15 protein-coding genes are annotated in these 18,012 nt (G+C 58.3%); 4 read left to right on the top strand and 11 right to left on the bottom strand.

Annotated elements, in window-relative coordinates; genetic code table 11:
* Nucleotides 1–36: 36 nt before the first annotated feature.
* Nucleotides 37–2,868 (top strand): hypothetical protein, encoded by a 2,832-nt coding sequence (locus AC0KVN_RS26415; protein WP_483656638.1) that lies wholly within the window; start codon nt 37–39, stop codon nt 2,866–2,868.
* Nucleotides 2,869–3,212: 344 nt separating this feature from the next.
* Here AC0KVN_RS26415 and AC0KVN_RS26410 read toward each other — a convergent pair whose 3' ends face one another.
* The 4 genes from AC0KVN_RS26410 to AC0KVN_RS26395 all read right to left on the bottom strand — a co-directional run bounded on the left by AC0KVN_RS26410 (nt 3,213) and on the right by AC0KVN_RS26395 (nt 5,679).
* Nucleotides 3,213–3,542 carry a hypothetical protein gene (locus AC0KVN_RS26410; protein ID WP_435568988.1) on the bottom strand — a complete coding sequence of 110 codons (330 nt, stop codon included), beginning with the start codon at nt 3,540–3,542 and terminating at the stop codon, nt 3,213–3,215.
* 40 nt (nt 3,543–3,582) lie between these two features.
* A complete protein-coding gene (locus AC0KVN_RS26405) occupies nt 3,583–3,774 on the bottom strand; it encodes a hypothetical protein (RefSeq protein WP_483656637.1) in 192 nt (63 codons plus the stop codon).
* A 67-nt stretch (nt 3,775–3,841) separates the two neighbouring features.
* On the bottom strand, nt 3,842–4,324 hold the full coding sequence (locus tag AC0KVN_RS26400; RefSeq protein ID WP_435568989.1) for a hypothetical protein: 483 nt from the start codon (nt 4,322–4,324) through the stop codon (nt 3,842–3,844).
* Between the two features lie 158 nt (nt 4,325–4,482).
* A complete protein-coding gene (locus tag AC0KVN_RS26395; RefSeq protein ID WP_481662136.1) occupies nt 4,483–5,679 on the bottom strand; it encodes an IS256 family transposase in 1,197 nt (398 codons plus the stop codon).
* 178 nt (nt 5,680–5,857) lie between these two features.
* On the opposite strand from AC0KVN_RS26395, the gene AC0KVN_RS26390 reads away from it, so the two are divergent.
* Nucleotides 5,858–6,853, top strand: coding sequence for a hypothetical protein (locus tag AC0KVN_RS26390; RefSeq protein ID WP_435568990.1), 996 nt, complete (start codon nt 5,858–5,860; stop codon nt 6,851–6,853).
* Nucleotides 6,854–6,917: 64 nt separating this feature from the next.
* Nucleotides 6,918–7,754, top strand: coding sequence for a hypothetical protein (locus AC0KVN_RS26385; RefSeq protein ID WP_483656636.1), 837 nt, complete (start codon nt 6,918–6,920; stop codon nt 7,752–7,754).
* Between the two features lie 232 nt (nt 7,755–7,986).
* Here the strand turns inward: AC0KVN_RS26385 and AC0KVN_RS26380 are convergent, their stop codons facing one another.
* The 6 genes from AC0KVN_RS26380 to AC0KVN_RS26355 form a co-directional block, all read right to left on the bottom strand.
* Nucleotides 7,987–8,898 (bottom strand): lysozyme inhibitor LprI family protein, encoded by a 912-nt coding sequence (locus tag AC0KVN_RS26380; protein WP_483656635.1) that lies wholly within the window; start codon nt 8,896–8,898, stop codon nt 7,987–7,989.
* A gap of 279 nt (nt 8,899–9,177) precedes the next feature.
* A complete protein-coding gene (locus AC0KVN_RS26375) occupies nt 9,178–9,570 on the bottom strand; it encodes a surface-adhesin E family protein (RefSeq protein ID WP_435568955.1) in 393 nt (130 codons plus the stop codon).
* Nucleotides 9,571–10,015: 445 nt separating this feature from the next.
* Nucleotides 10,016–10,747, bottom strand: a complete 732-nt coding sequence (locus AC0KVN_RS26370; RefSeq protein ID WP_435568954.1) for a M48 family metallopeptidase — start codon at nt 10,745–10,747, stop codon at nt 10,016–10,018.
* Complete coding sequence (locus AC0KVN_RS26365) at nt 10,747–13,791, bottom strand: type I restriction endonuclease subunit R (protein ID WP_435568953.1); 3,045 nt, start codon at nt 13,789–13,791, stop codon at nt 10,747–10,749. Before AC0KVN_RS26365 ends, AC0KVN_RS26370 begins: the two co-directional genes overlap by 1 nt.
* Nucleotides 13,788–15,044, bottom strand: a complete 1,257-nt coding sequence (locus AC0KVN_RS26360) for a restriction endonuclease subunit S (RefSeq protein ID WP_435568952.1) — start codon at nt 15,042–15,044, stop codon at nt 13,788–13,790. Before AC0KVN_RS26360 ends, AC0KVN_RS26365 begins: the two co-directional genes overlap by 4 nt.
* On the bottom strand, nt 15,034–16,533 hold the full coding sequence (locus AC0KVN_RS26355) for a type I restriction-modification system subunit M (RefSeq protein ID WP_435568951.1): 1,500 nt from the start codon (nt 16,531–16,533) through the stop codon (nt 15,034–15,036). The genes AC0KVN_RS26360 and AC0KVN_RS26355 overlap by 11 nt, the downstream gene beginning before the upstream one ends.
* Before the next feature lie 220 nt (nt 16,534–16,753).
* Between AC0KVN_RS26355 and AC0KVN_RS26350 the strand changes: the two genes are divergently transcribed.
* Nucleotides 16,754–17,710: a hypothetical protein gene (locus AC0KVN_RS26350; protein ID WP_435568950.1), complete on the top strand. Its 957-nt coding sequence runs from the start codon at nt 16,754–16,756 to the stop codon at nt 17,708–17,710.
* A 15-nt stretch (nt 17,711–17,725) separates the two neighbouring features.
* On the opposite strand, the gene AC0KVN_RS26345 is transcribed toward AC0KVN_RS26350, so the two are convergent.
* On the bottom strand, nt 17,726–18,012 hold a 287-nt coding region (locus AC0KVN_RS26345), incomplete at its 5' end, for a hypothetical protein (RefSeq protein ID WP_435568949.1).

Here is an 18,012-nt window from a genome sequence, read left to right as displayed (position 1 = left end):
GCTCACGGACAATTCCACCGCGCGATCAAGAAGCCGATGACGCGGTTCGCAAGAGAAATTGCCAAGCATCTCATCACCGGCGACATCTACTACCCGGTGTCGGAACGACAGAACCGGCCCGGACGAAACCACCTGGCGACCGTGAAGGTCGCAGACGGACGGATGTCTTTGGGGGAGAACTGCTATTTCGCCAATCCGCTGACGATTGCTGAGGCCGAATACGGGCCGGATGGCAAAGCTCAATATCCCGCCCCGATGTCGCGGACCCGGCTTGGCAAATTCCAGGTCTACACGTTCGAGTTCGACTATGCTGATGTCGAATTCTTCGAGTTGCAGCTTGGCTGGCTGCGCTCATCGGGAAAGAAAGCCACGGATTGCGCCATTGGCCGCTTTTTTAAGGCCTGCAAACAATGGGCGGATTTTCGTGGCGTTACGATCAACTGGTCGGGCCACAAGTCCCTTCACATCCATGTTATCTTCGACATGACCGCCTATGTCGAGAAGTTCGGTGAACCCGATGTTGGCGTGCGCGATGGCTTGGTCGAGCACTGGAAAACTCTCGAAACAATGCTGCTCCAGCATCTCGATCTGACCGGGACCGTCTATCTGCCGGATCGCCAACTCCGTTTTCCGGAACAGTATCGGCGCCTTCCCAATGGCTGGCGCACTATCGATGATGATCATTTCCTGGGTATCGCGTGTGGCACTAAGGTATGTCAGACCACCCTGTGGGAGATGTGGCTGAGTAGGGCGGCGAAGAGCAAGTCGGCGCTGTTCCATCAGCCGACGCGGTTTGCTGCGCAGACCACCGATTCGGGCCGCGCCAACAATGTCCAGCGTCGAGCACCGTCGATGTCGGCAGGAGATTATTCTGCCGAGCAGGTCGCATATTTCGAAGCGCGGCTCCGTGAATTTTATCCCGAAGGCGCGGCACCGGAGTTCTCTCATTTGGCGCAGAGTTCGGGTTCGTGGTGCGCGCACTTCCGTAATTCGTCCAACGACCAGACCCCCTCCTCCATCATTCGAGAAGGATACCGCGCGATCCTCTTCCAGGGCGCGAACAGCCAAGGTCTCACGGCTCCGGCTTTGCCCGCGTCCTTGGGTGAGATGATGGCAAGGTGGGCGGTCGAGATGGATGCGGGCGACGATGCCGTCATTGAAGTCGAAGGCCCCGCCTTGGACGCGAGAAGAGGTATCGAAATGGCATTCGCGGAGGCCAGAAGCATCGACGAGGCTCGCGCCGTGTTGGATCGACATCTCCCGATGGCGGTCCATTGCAACCCGTTGTTGCTCGTGATCGGCCCCGAAGGGAGCGGCAAAACCTCGGCAATGCTCCGACATCACCCCAAGATTGCATCACGCTTGGAAACGGATGCCATCAACGATCGCGCGAATCCGCGTCGCTCCCTCTACGTCTTTTCGAGTTACGCAGCCGCACAGGAGAAGTGCGATGCCTTCAACCGCATTCATAGGAGCGGCGGTCATATCGGCGTGGTTCTGCCGAGTTTTTCTGAGGCGTATCGTCAGGCGTGTGAAACATTGGCCTGCGCCGCGATCAGTAAGGTGACGGCGGCGCAGGGTGGATACCCCTCACAATGGGCGGCGATCGAAAGTCGTCAGCCGGAGGTGATCGCTGAATTCCAGCGGCGTCACGCCGAGTTTTGGGAACGTATCGGAGATCGCGAGCCCGTGCTTTTCTCGGTTCACCAGGTTGCGCGAGACTGGCACCGCTCCACGCCGTCGCGGCTGATGTGGGCACCTTCGTTCTGGACTGCGTCACCCAATGACCGGACCGACATCTGCCGGGCAGAGACGCGAATTTCATTGTTGGTGCATGACGAGGTCAGTCGCGACACATTTGCGACGGCCGTGTCCGGCAATGTGCATGACTGGATTGAGGGGCTGAAGGCGGTTACGACCGGCGGCTGGCGAGGCAGCACGTTGCGGGAACGCTTTGGGGCATACTCCGCATATACCGCCCAGCATCCCGTCCCTTATGGCATGGGATTTGATCGGATCGACGGACTGGCCCACCTCGAATTTACCGACCGGGTCATCACGACGAATTCTGCCGAGTATGGCGATTGCGCAGGGAAGCGCAACATCTACGCCGCTTGCCATGAAAAGGAGTGGTATGTTGCGCGTCGAGGTTCATGGTCGGACGTGGGCGCGCAACGCGTTGTCCTGCTGACTACAGAGGCGGTTCCGGCCATCGTAGCCGAGCGAGCAGAACCTGATCTGGCGGTCATCCACCTCGACGCCGTCGCCATTCCGCGCAACGCCGTTGACGTGCATCCGCGCCAGAACGTGCGGGGCAACAAGCTCGTAGCCATGATCAAGGCATGGCGACGGGAAAGACCCGGAAACTGGCTTGCGATCTCGAACCGGCTCGCCGGGATGGAGGACGCGACGAACCATGCCCTGGCTCGCGGCTCGAACGAAATGATCGGACGCGACATCGTGCAGACCATGACCTATTTGACGCCGCAGGAGTATGAGGAACTCCAGGTTATGAACGCCTGGTGCGGACGTGATGACCTCGTCCGACTGCGGCACATCGACGAGTTCAACCAGACCGCCGGACGAAATATGGGGTTCCGCCATCGCAACGAGGTCAAGCACGCACTGTTGATCGGGCACGGACTGTTAGACTTGCTGCTGCCCGCATTGGGTTGGAGCCGGTATGATTGGACGATCCATCTGACCGCCGACCAGCGCCAGACCATCACCAGGAAGAAGGAGATCACCGAGAACGACGAAGTTGTGACGATTTCCATGCCTGATGCCAGTGGTGCGGAGGCACATGTAGGGTCTGAGGCCGAAGGTATGACGGCGCCCTATACTATCGACCTCCGAAAGAGGGCGTAGGCACGTTCGATCCGGCGCGCGTCATTCACATAAATACTTCAGTGCCCCAACGATGGGGCCTGGAGTGACGATGAGATATTTCGAGATCATCGGCCCGTGCAACTGGCCTGAAATTGAAACGGCTGCTGTGCCTGCGCGAGCAGAAATCGGCATGGCGCCCACTCTGCCTACCGACCGACTTTTGCTCCGTCGCTGACGCAACGCTTAAGAAAGAAGGGCGCGGCGGATCAGTTCGCCAGGTGGACCAAGGCGTGCGAAGGGCTTGCGGCTGCGCCGTATCGCCGAGCGATCGCTATTTCTCGCAAATTAGTAAAGGCCGGGATGACCCGGCCTTTTCCCTTTAATCAACGGCAATAAACCGTAGCGCCGACCGTCGTGCATACCGTGCCATCGCTGTTGAAAGTCGAGTTGCCGACCCGCGTGCTGGTCGAGCCATCGCTGTTGAAAGTCGAATTTCCGACCCGCGTGCTGGTCGAACCATCGCTGTGGAAGGTTGAATTTCCGACCCGCGTGCTAGTCGAACCATCGCTGTGGAAGGTTGAATTGCCAACCCGAGTGTGGGTCGATCCATCCGATCCGTAAACGGTGTTTCCTGCTCGATTATAGGTCGTCTGCTGCGCGAAAGCGGACGAAACGCTACAAGCGGCGAAAACAATAGCTGCAATCATCTTCATAGAATGCCTCCCTTTGCAACTGTCCACATCGCAAATTTCATCAGCTTATCAATCCGGTAATTTCCCGGAAAATCATTTTCAGTTCCAAGCCGGGATCAATATATTTGTCATGCCGATTGCCATCGCGGCCGCCTCGCAGCCCGAACGTGTCGGGAGGGCAAACTATCGTGTCGCATTCTTCTTGCGTGGCCTTTGCGCCGCAGCGAGTTGCGGGCACATTGATCGACCGCATCTAGCCACCCATAGATGCTGATGTCCCTACGATCGATGTGATCTTGGGGCAGTCGGTTGGTCGGAGGCTACTCTTCCAACCGCAGACGACGACCGAGGCTTGCCGCTTCCGCTAGAACCTGCTGTTTTCCGTCCAAATACTTGGCCCGGACCCGGTCCAGCGCATCAGGCTCGACCGGAGCCGAATGGACGCCCATCATACGGATATACAGCGCTGCCGCCCGGTCTGCCATTTGCTCAAAACTCTCGCCCATGTCGCGCGCAGTCGGCTCCGGGCTACAAACATCACCCACCTGCTGGGCTGTCCAAGTAGTGTTGCCTCGCGCAGTCTTGATGGGGCTGTCCGGGCGGCAAACGTTGTAATCGTTCAGCCACCGTGCCACCGCGCTGTCAGTGTCCTCCATTCCGCCTGTCCGAATATCATGTCGCGCTGCTCGAATATGCGGCAGCATCTTGCGGGCGAAATTCAGTTTGGCGCGACGCTTGGTTGAATTCGATTTTGACTGTGCCCGCGACACCGTTCCGACCCGTTGTTTGATTATTCTGGTCATCGTCTAGCCGTCACTTTCAATCGTGCAAGGGCTGACACGATTGAAAGCGTATGTTCGCGAAATTTCGCGGTGGTATGAGGGGTGGGTCAAACGCGGTGGCGGTCGTGTCCCACGGGGTGGTGTAGGAGCCGTCGATCCACGGCAGGATCAAGTTCAGGTCAGGCGGCCAGAGCTGGCAGGCTGACAATGGGATTATGGCTCACCGCGCCGAGGGTTTCCAGCGTCATGTAGCGGCGCGATACTGCCCACTCGTCGTTTTGCTCGAGCATGAGCGCGCCAACGAGGCGGATCACGGCGGCATCGTTCGGGAAGATGCCGATGACATCGGCCCTTCGCTTGATCTCTTTGTTGACCCTTTCCAGCGGGTTGGTCGAGGCGATCTGCGCCCAGTGGTCCTTCGGGAAGGCCATGTAGGCGAGCACCTCCTCACGCGATCCGTCCATCATCTCGGCCAGCTTCGGGAACTTCTCGCGCAGGGCATCGGCAACCTGTTCCCACTGCTGGTGAGCCGCCTCGGCCGTTTCCTGCGCGAAGATGGTCTTGATCATGGCGATGACGGCGGGCCGCTGCTTGGGCGCAGCATGGGCCAGGGCGTTGCGCATCCAGTGCACCCGACAGCGCTGCTGGCTCGCCGCGAACACCTTGCTGGCAGCGGCACGCAGGCCTTTGTGATCGTCGGCAATGACCAGCTTCACGCCGCGCAGGCCCCGGTCGGCCAACGAGCGCAGGAAGGCTTTCCAGAACGGTTCCGCCTCGGAAGGACCGGTGGCGACGCCCAGCACCTCGCGCCGGCCATCGGTGTTCACGCCAACGGCGATTATCGCCGCTGTTGAGACGATCCGTCCGCCTTCGCGCTCCTTGAGGTAGGTGGCGTCGATCCAAAGATAGGGCCACTCGCCCTCGATCGGGCGCGTGAGGAACGCGTTCACACGCTCGTCGATCTCGGTAACCAGGCGGCTGACCTGGCTCTTCGACACGCCGCTGGCGCCCATCGCCTTGACCAGATCATCGACCGAGCGGGTCGAGACGCCGTGGACGTAGGCTTCCTGGATCACCGCTGCCAGCGCCTTCTCGGCCGTGCGGCGCGGCTCCAGGAAGCTCGGAAAGTAGCTTCCTTTCCTGAGCTTCGGGATCGCCAGCTCGATCCGCCCGGCGCGCGTATCCCAGCCACGTTCGCGGTAGCCGTTACGGTGGTTGAGCCGCTCAGGGCTACGGGTCCCGGCCGGTGCACCGGTCCTTGCTTCGATCTCCAGATCCATCATGCGCTCGGCAGCAAACGCCAGCATCTCGCGCACCAGATCGATATCAGCCCCTTGCTCGATCAGCTCAATCAGGGCCATTCTGTCGTCGGTCATCGTCGTCTTCTCCAGGTTCAAGTTCGCATCCGAACCCTACCAGAAGATCGACGGTGGCTACCCACTCAGGGAAGCCTTCCTACACCACCCCGTGGGACACGACCCGCGGTGGCCACCCTTTGATGAATGACTGGACTCCGGTTCTTTCGTTCCTGCCCCTGCCGCCTGGGGGACCATATTGACCCCGGTCGATATTTGTCGCGGCGAACATCATGATCCACGCCAGTCCGTCTGGCAGATCGTCGATCGCTGGTGCCGTAATCACCACAAAACTTTGACTCCGGTCATCGCCAATAATGGCGCGCCATTTATTATAGTTTTCGAAGGGAAAGACCGCATGAAGTTTGCCGACTGGATGACCGTGCCTGATCAAAATGCAGTCGCCGCAGGATTCCGCCTTGCCCGTGAATGCGTCGGGCTTGTCGTTGCTGGTCATTGGCCGGTCGCATGGTTGAGTGGCCCTGGTGGTATCGGCAAGACGGTGGTTACCAAGAATGCCATTGCCGAATGGAAGGCAAAAAGCCTGGAGCCCGTCTTCGCGAACCCGGCTAATGCCCGCGAACTCTTGGCGGCTCTGAAAACCGCGAAAGGTAAGCGCCCGGTCATCATGGAAGAGGCCGACACAATTTTCAGGAGCGACAAGTGCCTCAATATCCTGAAGATCGCGACTGATCGACGGGGAACCGGCATCTATGATGGCATTCGGGTGACCGCTCCGCTGATCATCGCGACGAACGCGCCGCTGCATGATTTGACGGTTTGGGACAAGAAACTGCGGCCCCATATCGAAGCGCTGTTCAACAGGGTTTCGCCCGTAACCATCAGCTTCGACCGCCGAGAAAATTGGGAATACGCATGTTACCTTGGTCTTTCGACCGACATGCTGCGTTGGACGCCGAAAGGTCAGACCATCAGCGCTGTGACCACTGTGCGAGCGCTTTCCTGGTTCACGGAAAATATGAACGACATCGAGTTGCTGTCCGCCCGCACCCTGTGCAACGTCGCCGAGTGGATGACCATCCTGTCTCCGGATGCGCTGGAATCCAAGCTGAATAGCGTTTGTCGCCCCGCGAATTCCAATCGTCTCCCGATTCCCTTCATTGATTGGCAGACAGTCGTCGCGGAGATGATTGATGTCCGTCGATCGATGAGAGAGGCAGCGAGGGCGGCCTGAAACGCAAACCATCCGAATTTTAGCTATTCAAGCGCCGCTTTGCGCCAAAGGACAACATTCGCTCATGACCGCTGGAACCGATTTCTTTCCTGAATTTGTTGAGCATGCCCGGCGAGGGAAAATCATCACCCTTGGCGTGGAGGAAGGTAGGACCAAGGCCACTGAATTCCCGCCAAGCACAGATTGGGCAGTGCCGGTGTTTGATTTCGGCTCCCTCACATATTCGAAAGACGATATGCAATGGCTTGGAAAGGAATTCCCGAACGCGTTGAGTCTGATTGGCGAAAATGGAGTGCAGCTTCCCTTTCCCCGATGCATTTTTGCATTCACTGACCCCGACAAGACCTGTCGAAGTGAGTGGTTGTCACAGCCCGATTTCTTCGAACTGATCCAAGAAGAAGATCGCATTTACATCCATAATTTCTTCCGAAGCATCGTCCATGGCAAGGCGGTCTGGATGTATGAAGACGACCGTGTTTCATTCGACCGTTTTACCCGCGAAGCGCAGATGCCAGAGCAATATGCTGGATTTATTGAAGGGAAACCATCGGATCACGTCGATATAGTGCGCCAAAAGGTTCAGCATACTGTCCTTGCAGCAACGATGCTCAACATGAAGCGTGCCAAGCAAGCGGCGCAAGACAGTGGCGAAGTCGCATCCGTTAATAGGGGACGGGCGAAGGCCAACTTGCCGCCTATTCCGAACACGATAAAGATCAGCATTGCAGAGAGCGTGGCGACCGGAAAAGGTCGGGGTGGTTCACGTCCTGGGTCTGTCCGAAGCCCCCACGACCGCCGCTCTCACTTGCGAACTTTGGCTTCTGGCAAGGTCATCGCTGTCCGCGCGTCGGCGATCCATGGCGGTGCCACCACCCCTCGTAGCTACGAAGTTCGCCTGTAGCCACGGCCTGCCGGTTCGCGACCATTTCCGAATGCGCTGGAATTCAAGCTGGACAGCATTTGCCGCCCGGTGGATGGCAATCCTCTCCCGATCCCCATGGTCGATTGGCAGGCGGCCGTCGCTGAGATGATTGATGCCCGTCGATCGACGAGGAAGATGGCGGCCTGAAACGAAAATGGCCCCGACCATCAGTCGGATGGTCGGAGCCAGTGTGTTTAAACTTTCTGCCTGCTCAATTGTAGCTGGTGTCGCTGTAGGTGAACCGTCGAAGCTGTCCGGTTCGCTCATTGTTCATGCGAGCTTCGCAGTGGAGACGCGCGGCTTCCTTTTCGGCCGGATCGATCGAGACCTGCGAGGCCTCGATCTTGCAATCAGCGGTTTTCTTTTTGATCCAGGCGCGCTGGAGCGGAAGAAGCTGGTCGCGCTGATCCGTCGGGATGGCGCTCCAGACGGCATTGATCGTCTGCGTCGAGAGATCGTTTTCCGCTTTCGCCTCTCCGAGATTGGCTTGCTTCTGCTCGGTGAGAGCAGCCTGTTCTTGCTGTTCGGCTTGCTGTTGTTCTTGCTGCGCCTGTTGATGGAAAGCCTGAACGGTCTTGAATGCCAGGTGGCCACCAAGAACCGCACTCACGAAATTCGGTGCCGCATCGGCGTTTTCGAGTTCGGAATAGACCTTCTCGCCGTCATCGGTCGGCTGGACGTTGAAATCGATGTCCATGGTGAAGGCATTGGCTTCGCGCTCTGCGCCGGTATTGTCGGCGAACTGCGTAATCGTGTTCACCCCCTGCATCTCGCGGGTCTTGTCCGCGTCGGCGATCATGGTGTCAGGGAACACCATCTTGAGCTTGCCGGTGCAGAATTTCTTTGTGCTGTTCGGGTCTTCCTTCGACGTTCGAACATCTTCTATCGTGAGTTTGACCTGTTCCAGGGCGGCGCGAATTTTCGATTTCGAGATCACCGCGCCATAGGCTTCTTCGCTGTCGCCGAAAATTACCTTCTCGACCTGATCCTTGATGATCGAGACCGTGGTGTCCTGGCCGGACTGCGAAGTGCAACCGAGTTTCTCAGCAAACGGATTTCCTGCGTTGCCACATCCTGCAAGAGTTGCGGACGCCAGCATAAGAACAAAAACTTGGCGAAGCATCAAAATCCCCCAGTTAATAATCCCAATTCATATTTCTGTATCTGCGAGTGCAAAACAGTTGACCAAAATCAGCGTCCCATCAGGGCAATGCAAAGGTCAATGGGCCTCCCCTAACAAAGCGTTGGTTACAAAAACAATACCAATAGGGGTGATATTAATTCTGGTGCTGACTGCCTCTCGCGCGTAGGTCGCGTGCCGAATTTTCGATATCCGGAAAAATCCCGGAGTTCGCATCACGGGCGAACTTTTGGAGCAAATACAGCCTGATTATCGCGCCCATCAAACTGGCCAATTGCACACAACTTTCATCTGGGCCTCGCCCACACTGCCAGGGGCAATTGATTCCCATTCAATCTGGTAAGGCTGATTTGTGAACGAAGATATTGCACGTCCGCTAAGGTCGAATGTGGTGCCTGTCTCGACAGCCGACATTTCTTCGTCGCACCTGTAACGCAGTTTCGCAATGCGACGTTTAACGTTGTCCGTGGGATGCGGATAGAGCCGCTCAAACCAAGCTGTCCGCTCGCCGTTTGGTAAGCGTTTGATCGATCCGGGGTTGATGTTGGTTACGAAATTGTCGCTGCTTGAGACCTTAAACCAAGTAGTCGATTGGCCGAACGATGCAGTGGAAACAGCGAACGCAGCACAAGCAATAAAACAGACGATACGCATATTTCGCTTCCGTCACAGTTCCTGGTTTCCTGGACGAAATTTGCTTTAACGTAAATATATTATGCCAAATTTAACTCCGACGTTTGGCCGCAATGTCATCATGTTCATGATGGCGACGTGATAAAAGTGACCCCGCCACCATTAGTGGCGGGGTCAGTAGAGAAATCGTCAAAGACGTTCCCTCGGGTCGCAAGAATCTGAATATCACCAGTCTGACGTAGAGTCATACCCCAAGTGGAGTAAGGTCGGTGAGGCGCGGTCCCGTCTAGAGACAGCAATCTGCTGTCGCGACCGGTCATTCCTGGAGATCGTAGATGTGCCCAAGCAAGTTCCCCTGGACTGCTCGGCAGACTTCTAGTTTGTCGGCGGTGCCCGTCATTCCGTCCAAAAGCTCACCGGGGAATTACGCGAAGCGCGGATTCTGATCGCGGACAGGTTTCTTGGGCTAATTCAGAAAGTCGGCCGAAAGGGTCGATTGGTGTCGTTCAAGCCAGGCCTTGGATGCCAAATAATCGGGCGCTATCATACCGAGATAATCCCAGAATTCAGGGCCATGTGACCGATGGCGGAGATGGGCCAGTTCGTGCGCGACGACATATTCCAGCACCTTCTTCGGCGCGAAAATGAGGTGCCAGTTGATGAGGACGTTGCCTTCGGGACCGCATGATCCCCACCCGTTCGCGAAGTCGGCGACGCGGATCGATCGGGGCGCCAGACCGAACCGACGCTCATATGTGGAGGCGATCTCCTTCACGTCTCGCCGGGAGCGTTGTTTCAACCAAAGTTTGAGTTCGCTGGCGACCAATCGGTCTGGATCGTCACCCGCCCATGAGGGAAGATCGACCAGGAAGCCATTGCGGTAGGTGATTTCGATCCGGTCGCCGTCACTGCACCGGACAGTCAGCGGCATGCGGCGCCCACGGAATGGCACCTTCGATCCTGTCAAGAATCGTGGCACAGCATGGCGATCAGCAACGAGCCGTTCCATCTCGCGGACTGTGCTGAGGAGCCATTGGCGCTTCCGATCTAGGAACGCCGAGATAGCAGCGTCGTCGTCGTCGGCAAGGATCATGACTTCAACGCAGCCCGGCGTCACAGTGATCCGGCGTTCGAACGCTGTCGCCGAACGTCGAAGCTCATATGCAATTTCCGTGCGACCGATCCGTAGCGCAGGCATCAGCGGCCGTCGCTAAAGGCATGGATCGCGAACTCCTCGACGGCATCGCGGATCGTTTTGGTTTCACCAATGCCATGCTCGGACAGAATGCGCCGCACCTGTTGTCGCAGGCTGCGCAAATATTCCTCCATATGCGTGAAGGCGGGCTGGCTCGCTTGGGCGCTGGAGTAAACGACGCAGATCGCGATGGCGGCGTCGCGCAAGATCGCGTGATCGGTGTCCGGCACGATTGCCTCTATAATGCGGAGAATGGAAAAGGCCCGTTCGTCCATGCCAAGTTCGGCATGGGCGCCTTGTTCCCCTCGTATATCACCCGTCAGTCCGTCGAACTCGCGCAGGCCATCAGCAGCGGCGATCTGCCCGGCCTCGAAGCGACGAATGATCTCCAGCACACGCTCTGAAAAACGGCCATATTGGGCTGGGTTCTTGTCCACCAGTTCGCGGGTGACGCGCCGTAGCTCGGCCGATTTGCGGACGAACGCCTCCTGCAACTCCCCTTCGGATTTCTCTTCGATATCGAAATCGTCGGCGAAATTGGGATCGGTGATGCTGCGCAGCCGGATCGTAGTCGAGAGGCCGGTCACATGGACATGCTCTTCCAACATCTCCCTGATCTTGGCCGTGTAACTACGATGATCGAGGCTTTCGTCCTTGGCGATCACCTGGGTGGCAAGGCGAAGGAAGGCCGCCGCCCATTTCACTTCCGCCGTGAAATCAAGGATCGCCGGGTCAGGCGACAGGTCGCTATAGACCTTGACGAAAATCCGCGCGAGCCGCTGGAGATCGAACCAATCGTCTTCCCGGCCATCGGCGGCGAGTTTCCCAACAGCATAGGCCGCCGCCTTCTCGTCGAGACCTTCCAGCCCCATCGCCCGCTTCTGGCCGCGATAACGGGCGTGTGCTTCCTTCAGATCATTGCGGAGGATCGCGATGTCACGCATCGCGTGCTCGACATCTTCTGCCCGGTAGGAGGCCAAAGCTTCGTCCAGATGGTTGGTGACGCCGATATAATCGACGATCCGGCCATTGGGCTTCTCGATCTCACCCCCGTCCGGCAGTTTGATCGTGCAGGTGCGATTAGTCCTGGCGATAGCCTGGAGCAGATTATGCTCCTTCAGCGGCTTGTCGAGATACATGACATGTTCGATCGGCGCATCGAAGCCGGTCAGCAGCTTGTCGCAGACAATAAGAAAACTCGGTTCCTGTCCAAACGCTTTGAACCGTTTCTTGGCATCTTTCTCGGCCGCAGCATCGAGATAATACCCCTCAAGCTCAGCACGCAATGCAGCGATCTCGGCATTTTCGGACGGCTTATTGTCCTCCTGGCTCTGCGAATAGACGCAGGCGATCATGGAATCTGCATGAGCCCGTGCCGCCTCATTGTCCATTCCGCCACGCGCCAGGTCGGCGGCGATCGCGGCCGACAACGCGGCACGATATAGGACCACCGCCTCACGATCGACCGCAACGATTTGGGCTTTGAACCCGTCTGGCTGACAGACGGCTTTGAAATGCTCCCAAATATCCAGGGCAATCAGGCGGATGCGCTCCGGATGCTTGGCGATGGTAGCCAGCGTCAGGCCCTTGCGCTTCAATTCGTTGCGCTTGTCGTCGGGTAGATCGACGAACCAGCGATCGAACAGGATGTCGATCTCCGCTTCATTAATCGCCCAGTCGGCCTTCCGACCTTCATATAGGATAGGAACGGTCGCACCGTCGCGCACGGCGTCGTCGATGCCATATTTGTCGAGATAGCCTTCCCCAGCGATCGAGAAGCGGGCGTAGGTGTCCTTGTCGGTCGATTTGATTGGCGTGCCCGTGAAACCGTAGAAATGGGCATCCGGCAGAGTCGCCTGCAAATAGGCGCCGAGGTCTTTTTCCTGGGTGCGGTGGCATTCGTCCACCAGGACGATCCAGTTGGCTGAGTTCGGGATCGGTTCCTTCGATCCCGCGAACTTAAAGATCGTGGATAGCAGGATTTGACCGTTGCCGCCCCGGTTCACCGCATCGCGCAGGGCGGCGACCGATCCGCACTGCGTCGGATTGGGCAGACCGCAGGCGACGAAGGTCTTGCTGATCTGGTCGTCCAGGTCGATCCGATCGGTCAGCACCAGGATATTGGGGTTAGTGAGGTTGGGCGCCTCCAGGGTCAGATGGGTCTTCAACTTGAGCGCAAGGAACACCATTGTCAGGCTCTTGCCTGATCCTTGGGTATGCCAGATCAGCCCCTTGTGGTGCTGGCCAGCCGCCACGCGCTCCACCGCCTTGTTGACGGCGCGGAACTGCTGATAGCGGCAGACCTTCTTGATCTTGTCGCCCGTCTCCTGGTCCACTTCGAACACGATGAAATGCGCCAACAGGTCAAGCAACCGCGCAGGTTCACATAGGCACCACAGGTCTTTCGACAGATCGTCCGGGAAGGCTGCGCGGGTGCGCGGCCAAGCATCCTTCCACGGTGCGTAGAACTGCCATTTGCTTTTCCTGGCGCCATATTTGGTTTCGATGCCATCGGTGACTATGTTGAACGCGTTGGACGCGAACAAGCGCGGGATGTCCCGCTCATACTGTTTGATCTGCTCGAAGGCTTCCTCAGCCTTGGCCGTGGCCTTCAAGGGGGACTTCGCCTCGATCACCACTAGCGGGATGCCATTCACGAAGAGCACAATGTCGGGAATGCGCGGGCGCTGGGCAGCCACGCGGAATTGGCTGATGACGTGAAAGACGTTGCGGCTGGGTTTTTTGAAGTCGATCAGGGCAATCGGGCTGTCGCGGCTCTCGCCTAAAAGGCGACGAGAATAGCCGCCGCGCAGCTTGCGCTGCCATTCCTCGTTGTCGGACAGGGTGGCGAGGTCGGCATAGATCGCCTCGGCATCGGCCTCGCCAATACCGTTAATGTCGCGCAGCGCCGCGATCAGCACCGGCTTGAGGATGACCCTGTTCTCCTCCACCCGCATATCCATGGCGGCAGTGGGCAACAGCACCTGCCAGCCCATCGCTGCCAGTGCATCGAGCGCGGGTTTCTCGGCAAGACGATACTCGCTCACGCGGGCACCCGCACGCGACCGGAGAGTAGGTCGGACATGACAACTACCTTCACATGCCGCGCCTGTTGGGCCGCCGAAACTGCATCTGCACCGGCAACCGCAGCCCCATTTAGTTCCGCCAGCAGTGCCGGTTGATCAGCCAATGACGGCAAGGCAATCTCAACCTGCTTGAGATCGCCCGCATTGATGGCAGGAAGCGCCTGTGCGTTCACAATGGTCCGGCGCATGTGTGCCACGGCAGACTGGACGGCATAATAAAGCAATGGCGGCACGATCTTGCCGGGGTTCGCGACAAGACGGATAAGGTTTGGAGAGATTTGGCTCCCGACGTGTGCCGCATCCACAACTGCGGTCGTTCCAACTGTGCCCCGAACAGACATGACGACATCATGCAGTTGGAGAATGGTCTTGGGGAAGCGAGCCGAGAACGCCGGATCGACGAAGTAGAAGTCCGCCCAATCGCGAGAGATGCGCCCGGCGCGCAAGTGTTCGCCACGGATGACGGGCACGCCCGCCTCCAATTGGTCGAAGCCATAGAAGCCGGGATACCGATAGATCAACGAGCAGATGTCGCCCAAGTTCGCACGTTCGCCCTCGGCAAACGCAACGTCCAGCAACGTCCCAAAGGTCGTCGCCCACTCCCGGACAACTCCGTCTGCCGCCGCAATCGCCTCATCCACCGATCGCAGCACCTTGGCGATCCGCCGCTGTTCGTCGAGCGGCGGGAGCACCAGCGGGGCTTGGAGCAGGCGCTCCTTTGAGATGTTCTTCATTGAACCGCTCGTGCCAGTGGCAATGTCGTCGATGAAGCGCCGGAAGGACGCAGATTGCATCGAATAGGAAAGCCACCGGCAATCAGCCCGATCATTGGTGCGCAACTGCCAGAGCCGATCAGGAAGAAACAGATCAGGATAATCCTGATCCACGTAGGCGTTGGCCCCGACCAGCGCGGGCGTGTTCATCCGACTGATGATGATCGAGCCTGCTCGGACAGGCGTGCGCACCCGATCAAGCTCGTCCGCAAGCACAGCCTTGTGTTCATCGGGAACGAACTGGCCGCCTGACACACAACTGGTTTTCAGAACACCGATCTCGCCTTCGCCGATCTGGCGGTTATCGGCATTGACACTGACACCAGCGGCCAGCTTCTCCACCACATCGCCAAGCGTGACCGTGCTCCATTCAACCGGGAGGCCGGGCGCGACCTCAACTTGTAAAGGCGGCTTACAGATTGCCAGCACCTCACTCGACATAACCGAGCCTCCGCAGGTGCTCGAACATCACGGCTTCCGCTTGGTTGCGAATAGCGATCAGGTCTTGCAGCTTGGCGACTTCTGCCGCGACATTGGCCGCCTCGGTATCCGCTCCAGTCTGGACATAACGACTGATGTTGAGGCTGTAGCCGTTAACGGCGATCTCCTCGACCGGGACGACGCGGGCCAGCTTGTCAATGTCGGCAAAACCGTGAACCGCCTCGGCCAGCCTATAAATGTGATCGTCGGTCAGGACATTCTGCGCCTTGCCAGGCTGGAAGGTGGCATCGCCATTGACAATCAGCACCTTGCCCCGTCGCTCAGTGGACTTATGCTTCCGACACACCAGCACGGCGGCGGGGATGCCCGCGCCATAAAATAGGTTGGGAGCCAGACCGACTACCGCCTCGATCACGTCGGCCTCCAGCATCGCCTGGCGGATACGCCCCTCAGCCCCGCCACGGAACAGAACGCCGTGCGGCACAACAACCGCCAGCATCCCGTCATCCCTCAGGTTGGCAAGCATGTGCTGGACAAAGGCAAGGTCACCATAACCCTTTGGTGGGCAGCCATAGACATCCCGGCCGAATGGGTCGCCATTTTGCCAGACATCATAGCCCCACACCTTTTCCGAGAACGGCGGATTGGCGAGCACTCGATCATAGGCTCCGATACCTTCAACGAACTCGCGCGCCTTAGGGTCATATCGCTTGGGGGACAGGATCGTGTCGCCCTTCGCAATGAAGGCATCATCGACGTTGTGCAGGAATAGGTTGATCTCCGCGATCCCCCAAGTCGCGAAATTCTTTTCCTGCCCGTGCAGCGCCAAACTGCGCGAATCCTCACCGCGATCCTTGAGATACTGCACAGCCTCCAACAACATGCCGCCGGAGCCGCAGGTGGGGTCGTAAATCGACATGCCCGGACGCGGCTCGACAATCTCGACCATAAGCCGGACGATCGACCGGGGCGTGTAGAACTCGCCGCCCTTCTTGCCCGCGCCTTCCGCGAACATCTTGATGAGATAGAGATAGGCGTCGCCCAACATGTCGGCAGTCACATCAGCGTTGCGCAGCCGGTGCTTCTCGAAATGCGAAAGCAGCTTTTCCAACAGGGCGTCGGAGAAGCGATCCTGGTTGGCAAAATCGACATCACCGAACACGCCGCGCAGCCGAAGGTTGGCATCTTCGATCGCCGCCAGGGCATTGTTCAGGCGCTGACCGATCTGCGTCGCATGCTTACGCACAGCGTCCCAGCGATGCTCAGCGGGAACATCGAAGCGGTGTTCGTCCGGATCAGCGGCTTCCTGCCGATCGCCGGTTTCGGCGAGCAGCACCTCGAATTCCTCGTCCCATACGTCGCAGAGCCGCTTATAGAACAGCAGCCCGAAAATATATTGCTTGTAGTCCCCGGCGTCCACGGTCCCGCGCAGGATGTCCGCCGCGCCCCAGAGATGCCGTTCCAATTCCGCTTGTGAAAGCTTTGCCATTATTCCCCCAGAGATTGCGCTCTGCGTAGGGCATCAGATTGGCGGCGGAAAGGAGGAATGTCATCATGTCCACATTCCGGCAGCGACATGCCGACGCTTCAGGGCACCGGCGTTTGCTGGAAAATGAAAGTGACTTCCCGATCCAATCAAGCTATTGATATGGCTTTGAAACCAGCACGGAGACCGACCGATGATATGACAATCCTGGAGTATCATCGAAATGGAAATTGCCCCTCTTAAAGGTTGGGTTCTCGATCTTGTCGCGCATCTCGATGTCGCATGCCCTGGTTTCGCTGGAGCGTATCTCCGCGCCAGCACCGAGCGCCGTCAGATCATCGCCGCATTTATGGCGGCAGTTCGCATTGGCAGAGAAGGCGAACGAGAGGCGGCCGCCATGTTGGTGACGGCCGATCACCGCACTATCCTTGAACACGCCTTTCCAACAGTGCCGATGGGCTTGCGCCGCGCACTTGGGAAGAGCGGACCGCAGCCGCACGAACCGGCCTATTATCGCGATTTGCATCAGGCGCTTCTCTCCGGCCAGCGGCAGGTGACGGCTGCGATCATGCAATCGCCGAAACTCACCCCCGATCGCCTTGCCATCATCACTGCGCTCCCTGCCGATCTGTGCGATGCCCGGATTGTCCACCGTGTTGAGGCGCGCGCGGATGCCCATGACCTCACCCTGGTGACCAGCTTGCTGGCCGAGCGAGGGATCGATCGCGCCGAATTTATCGATGCATTGCGTCGCTCGACCGCCCCCTTGAAGAAGGTCGTGCAACGGTGGGCATTGCAGATTCCATTCCCACCCCATCCTATTCCCGCCGCCAAAGGCTATCGCCCGATCCGTGATGGGCGAGAATTGCGCAAGGTCGCACTGGCATATCAAAACTGCTCCAGGCGCTACACCAATGCCAGCATCGTGGGCGAAAACGCCTTTGGCGAATTCACCGACGACGATAGTCAAACCGCCCTGATCTGCCTGCAAAAGCATGAAGATATTTGGACCCTCGATGGCGTTTACGTCCGCAGGAATCGTCAGGTGGCCGCCGATCTCGATAAGCGGGCGCGTGAATTCGCTGCCCGGTATGGAATCTTGGAAAGGCGATACACGACGGGCAGTGATGATGCGACCGCCGCCCTGAAGCGGTTCACCAGATCGGTGTTCGATTGGTGAACCGCTTCGAGCCTGTCATTCCAGGTTGGTGGGAGGCGCCACATTTGCTGCGATGGCGGCATTCTTCGCCGCGATGTTCGCTTTCCAGTTATTGATCTCGCGTTTTTCGGCCGTCCACCGATTGAGGGTCTCGATTGACGTTTGCTTGATCCCAGATCGCCTTCGCGGGCACTTCAATGCAGGCTGCTGCGGTTTCTTCGACGCTTTCTTGGTCGGTCTGCGATGCTGCCCATGCTCAAAGGGGTAGTCGGATGGCACGGACTTCGGCGGCCTACGCCGGTCGTATCTCATCTTCGTCATCG

This window comes from Sphingobium sp. SG1 (genome assembly GCF_057063145.1).
This window is presented reverse-complemented; position numbering and strand designations above follow the sequence as displayed.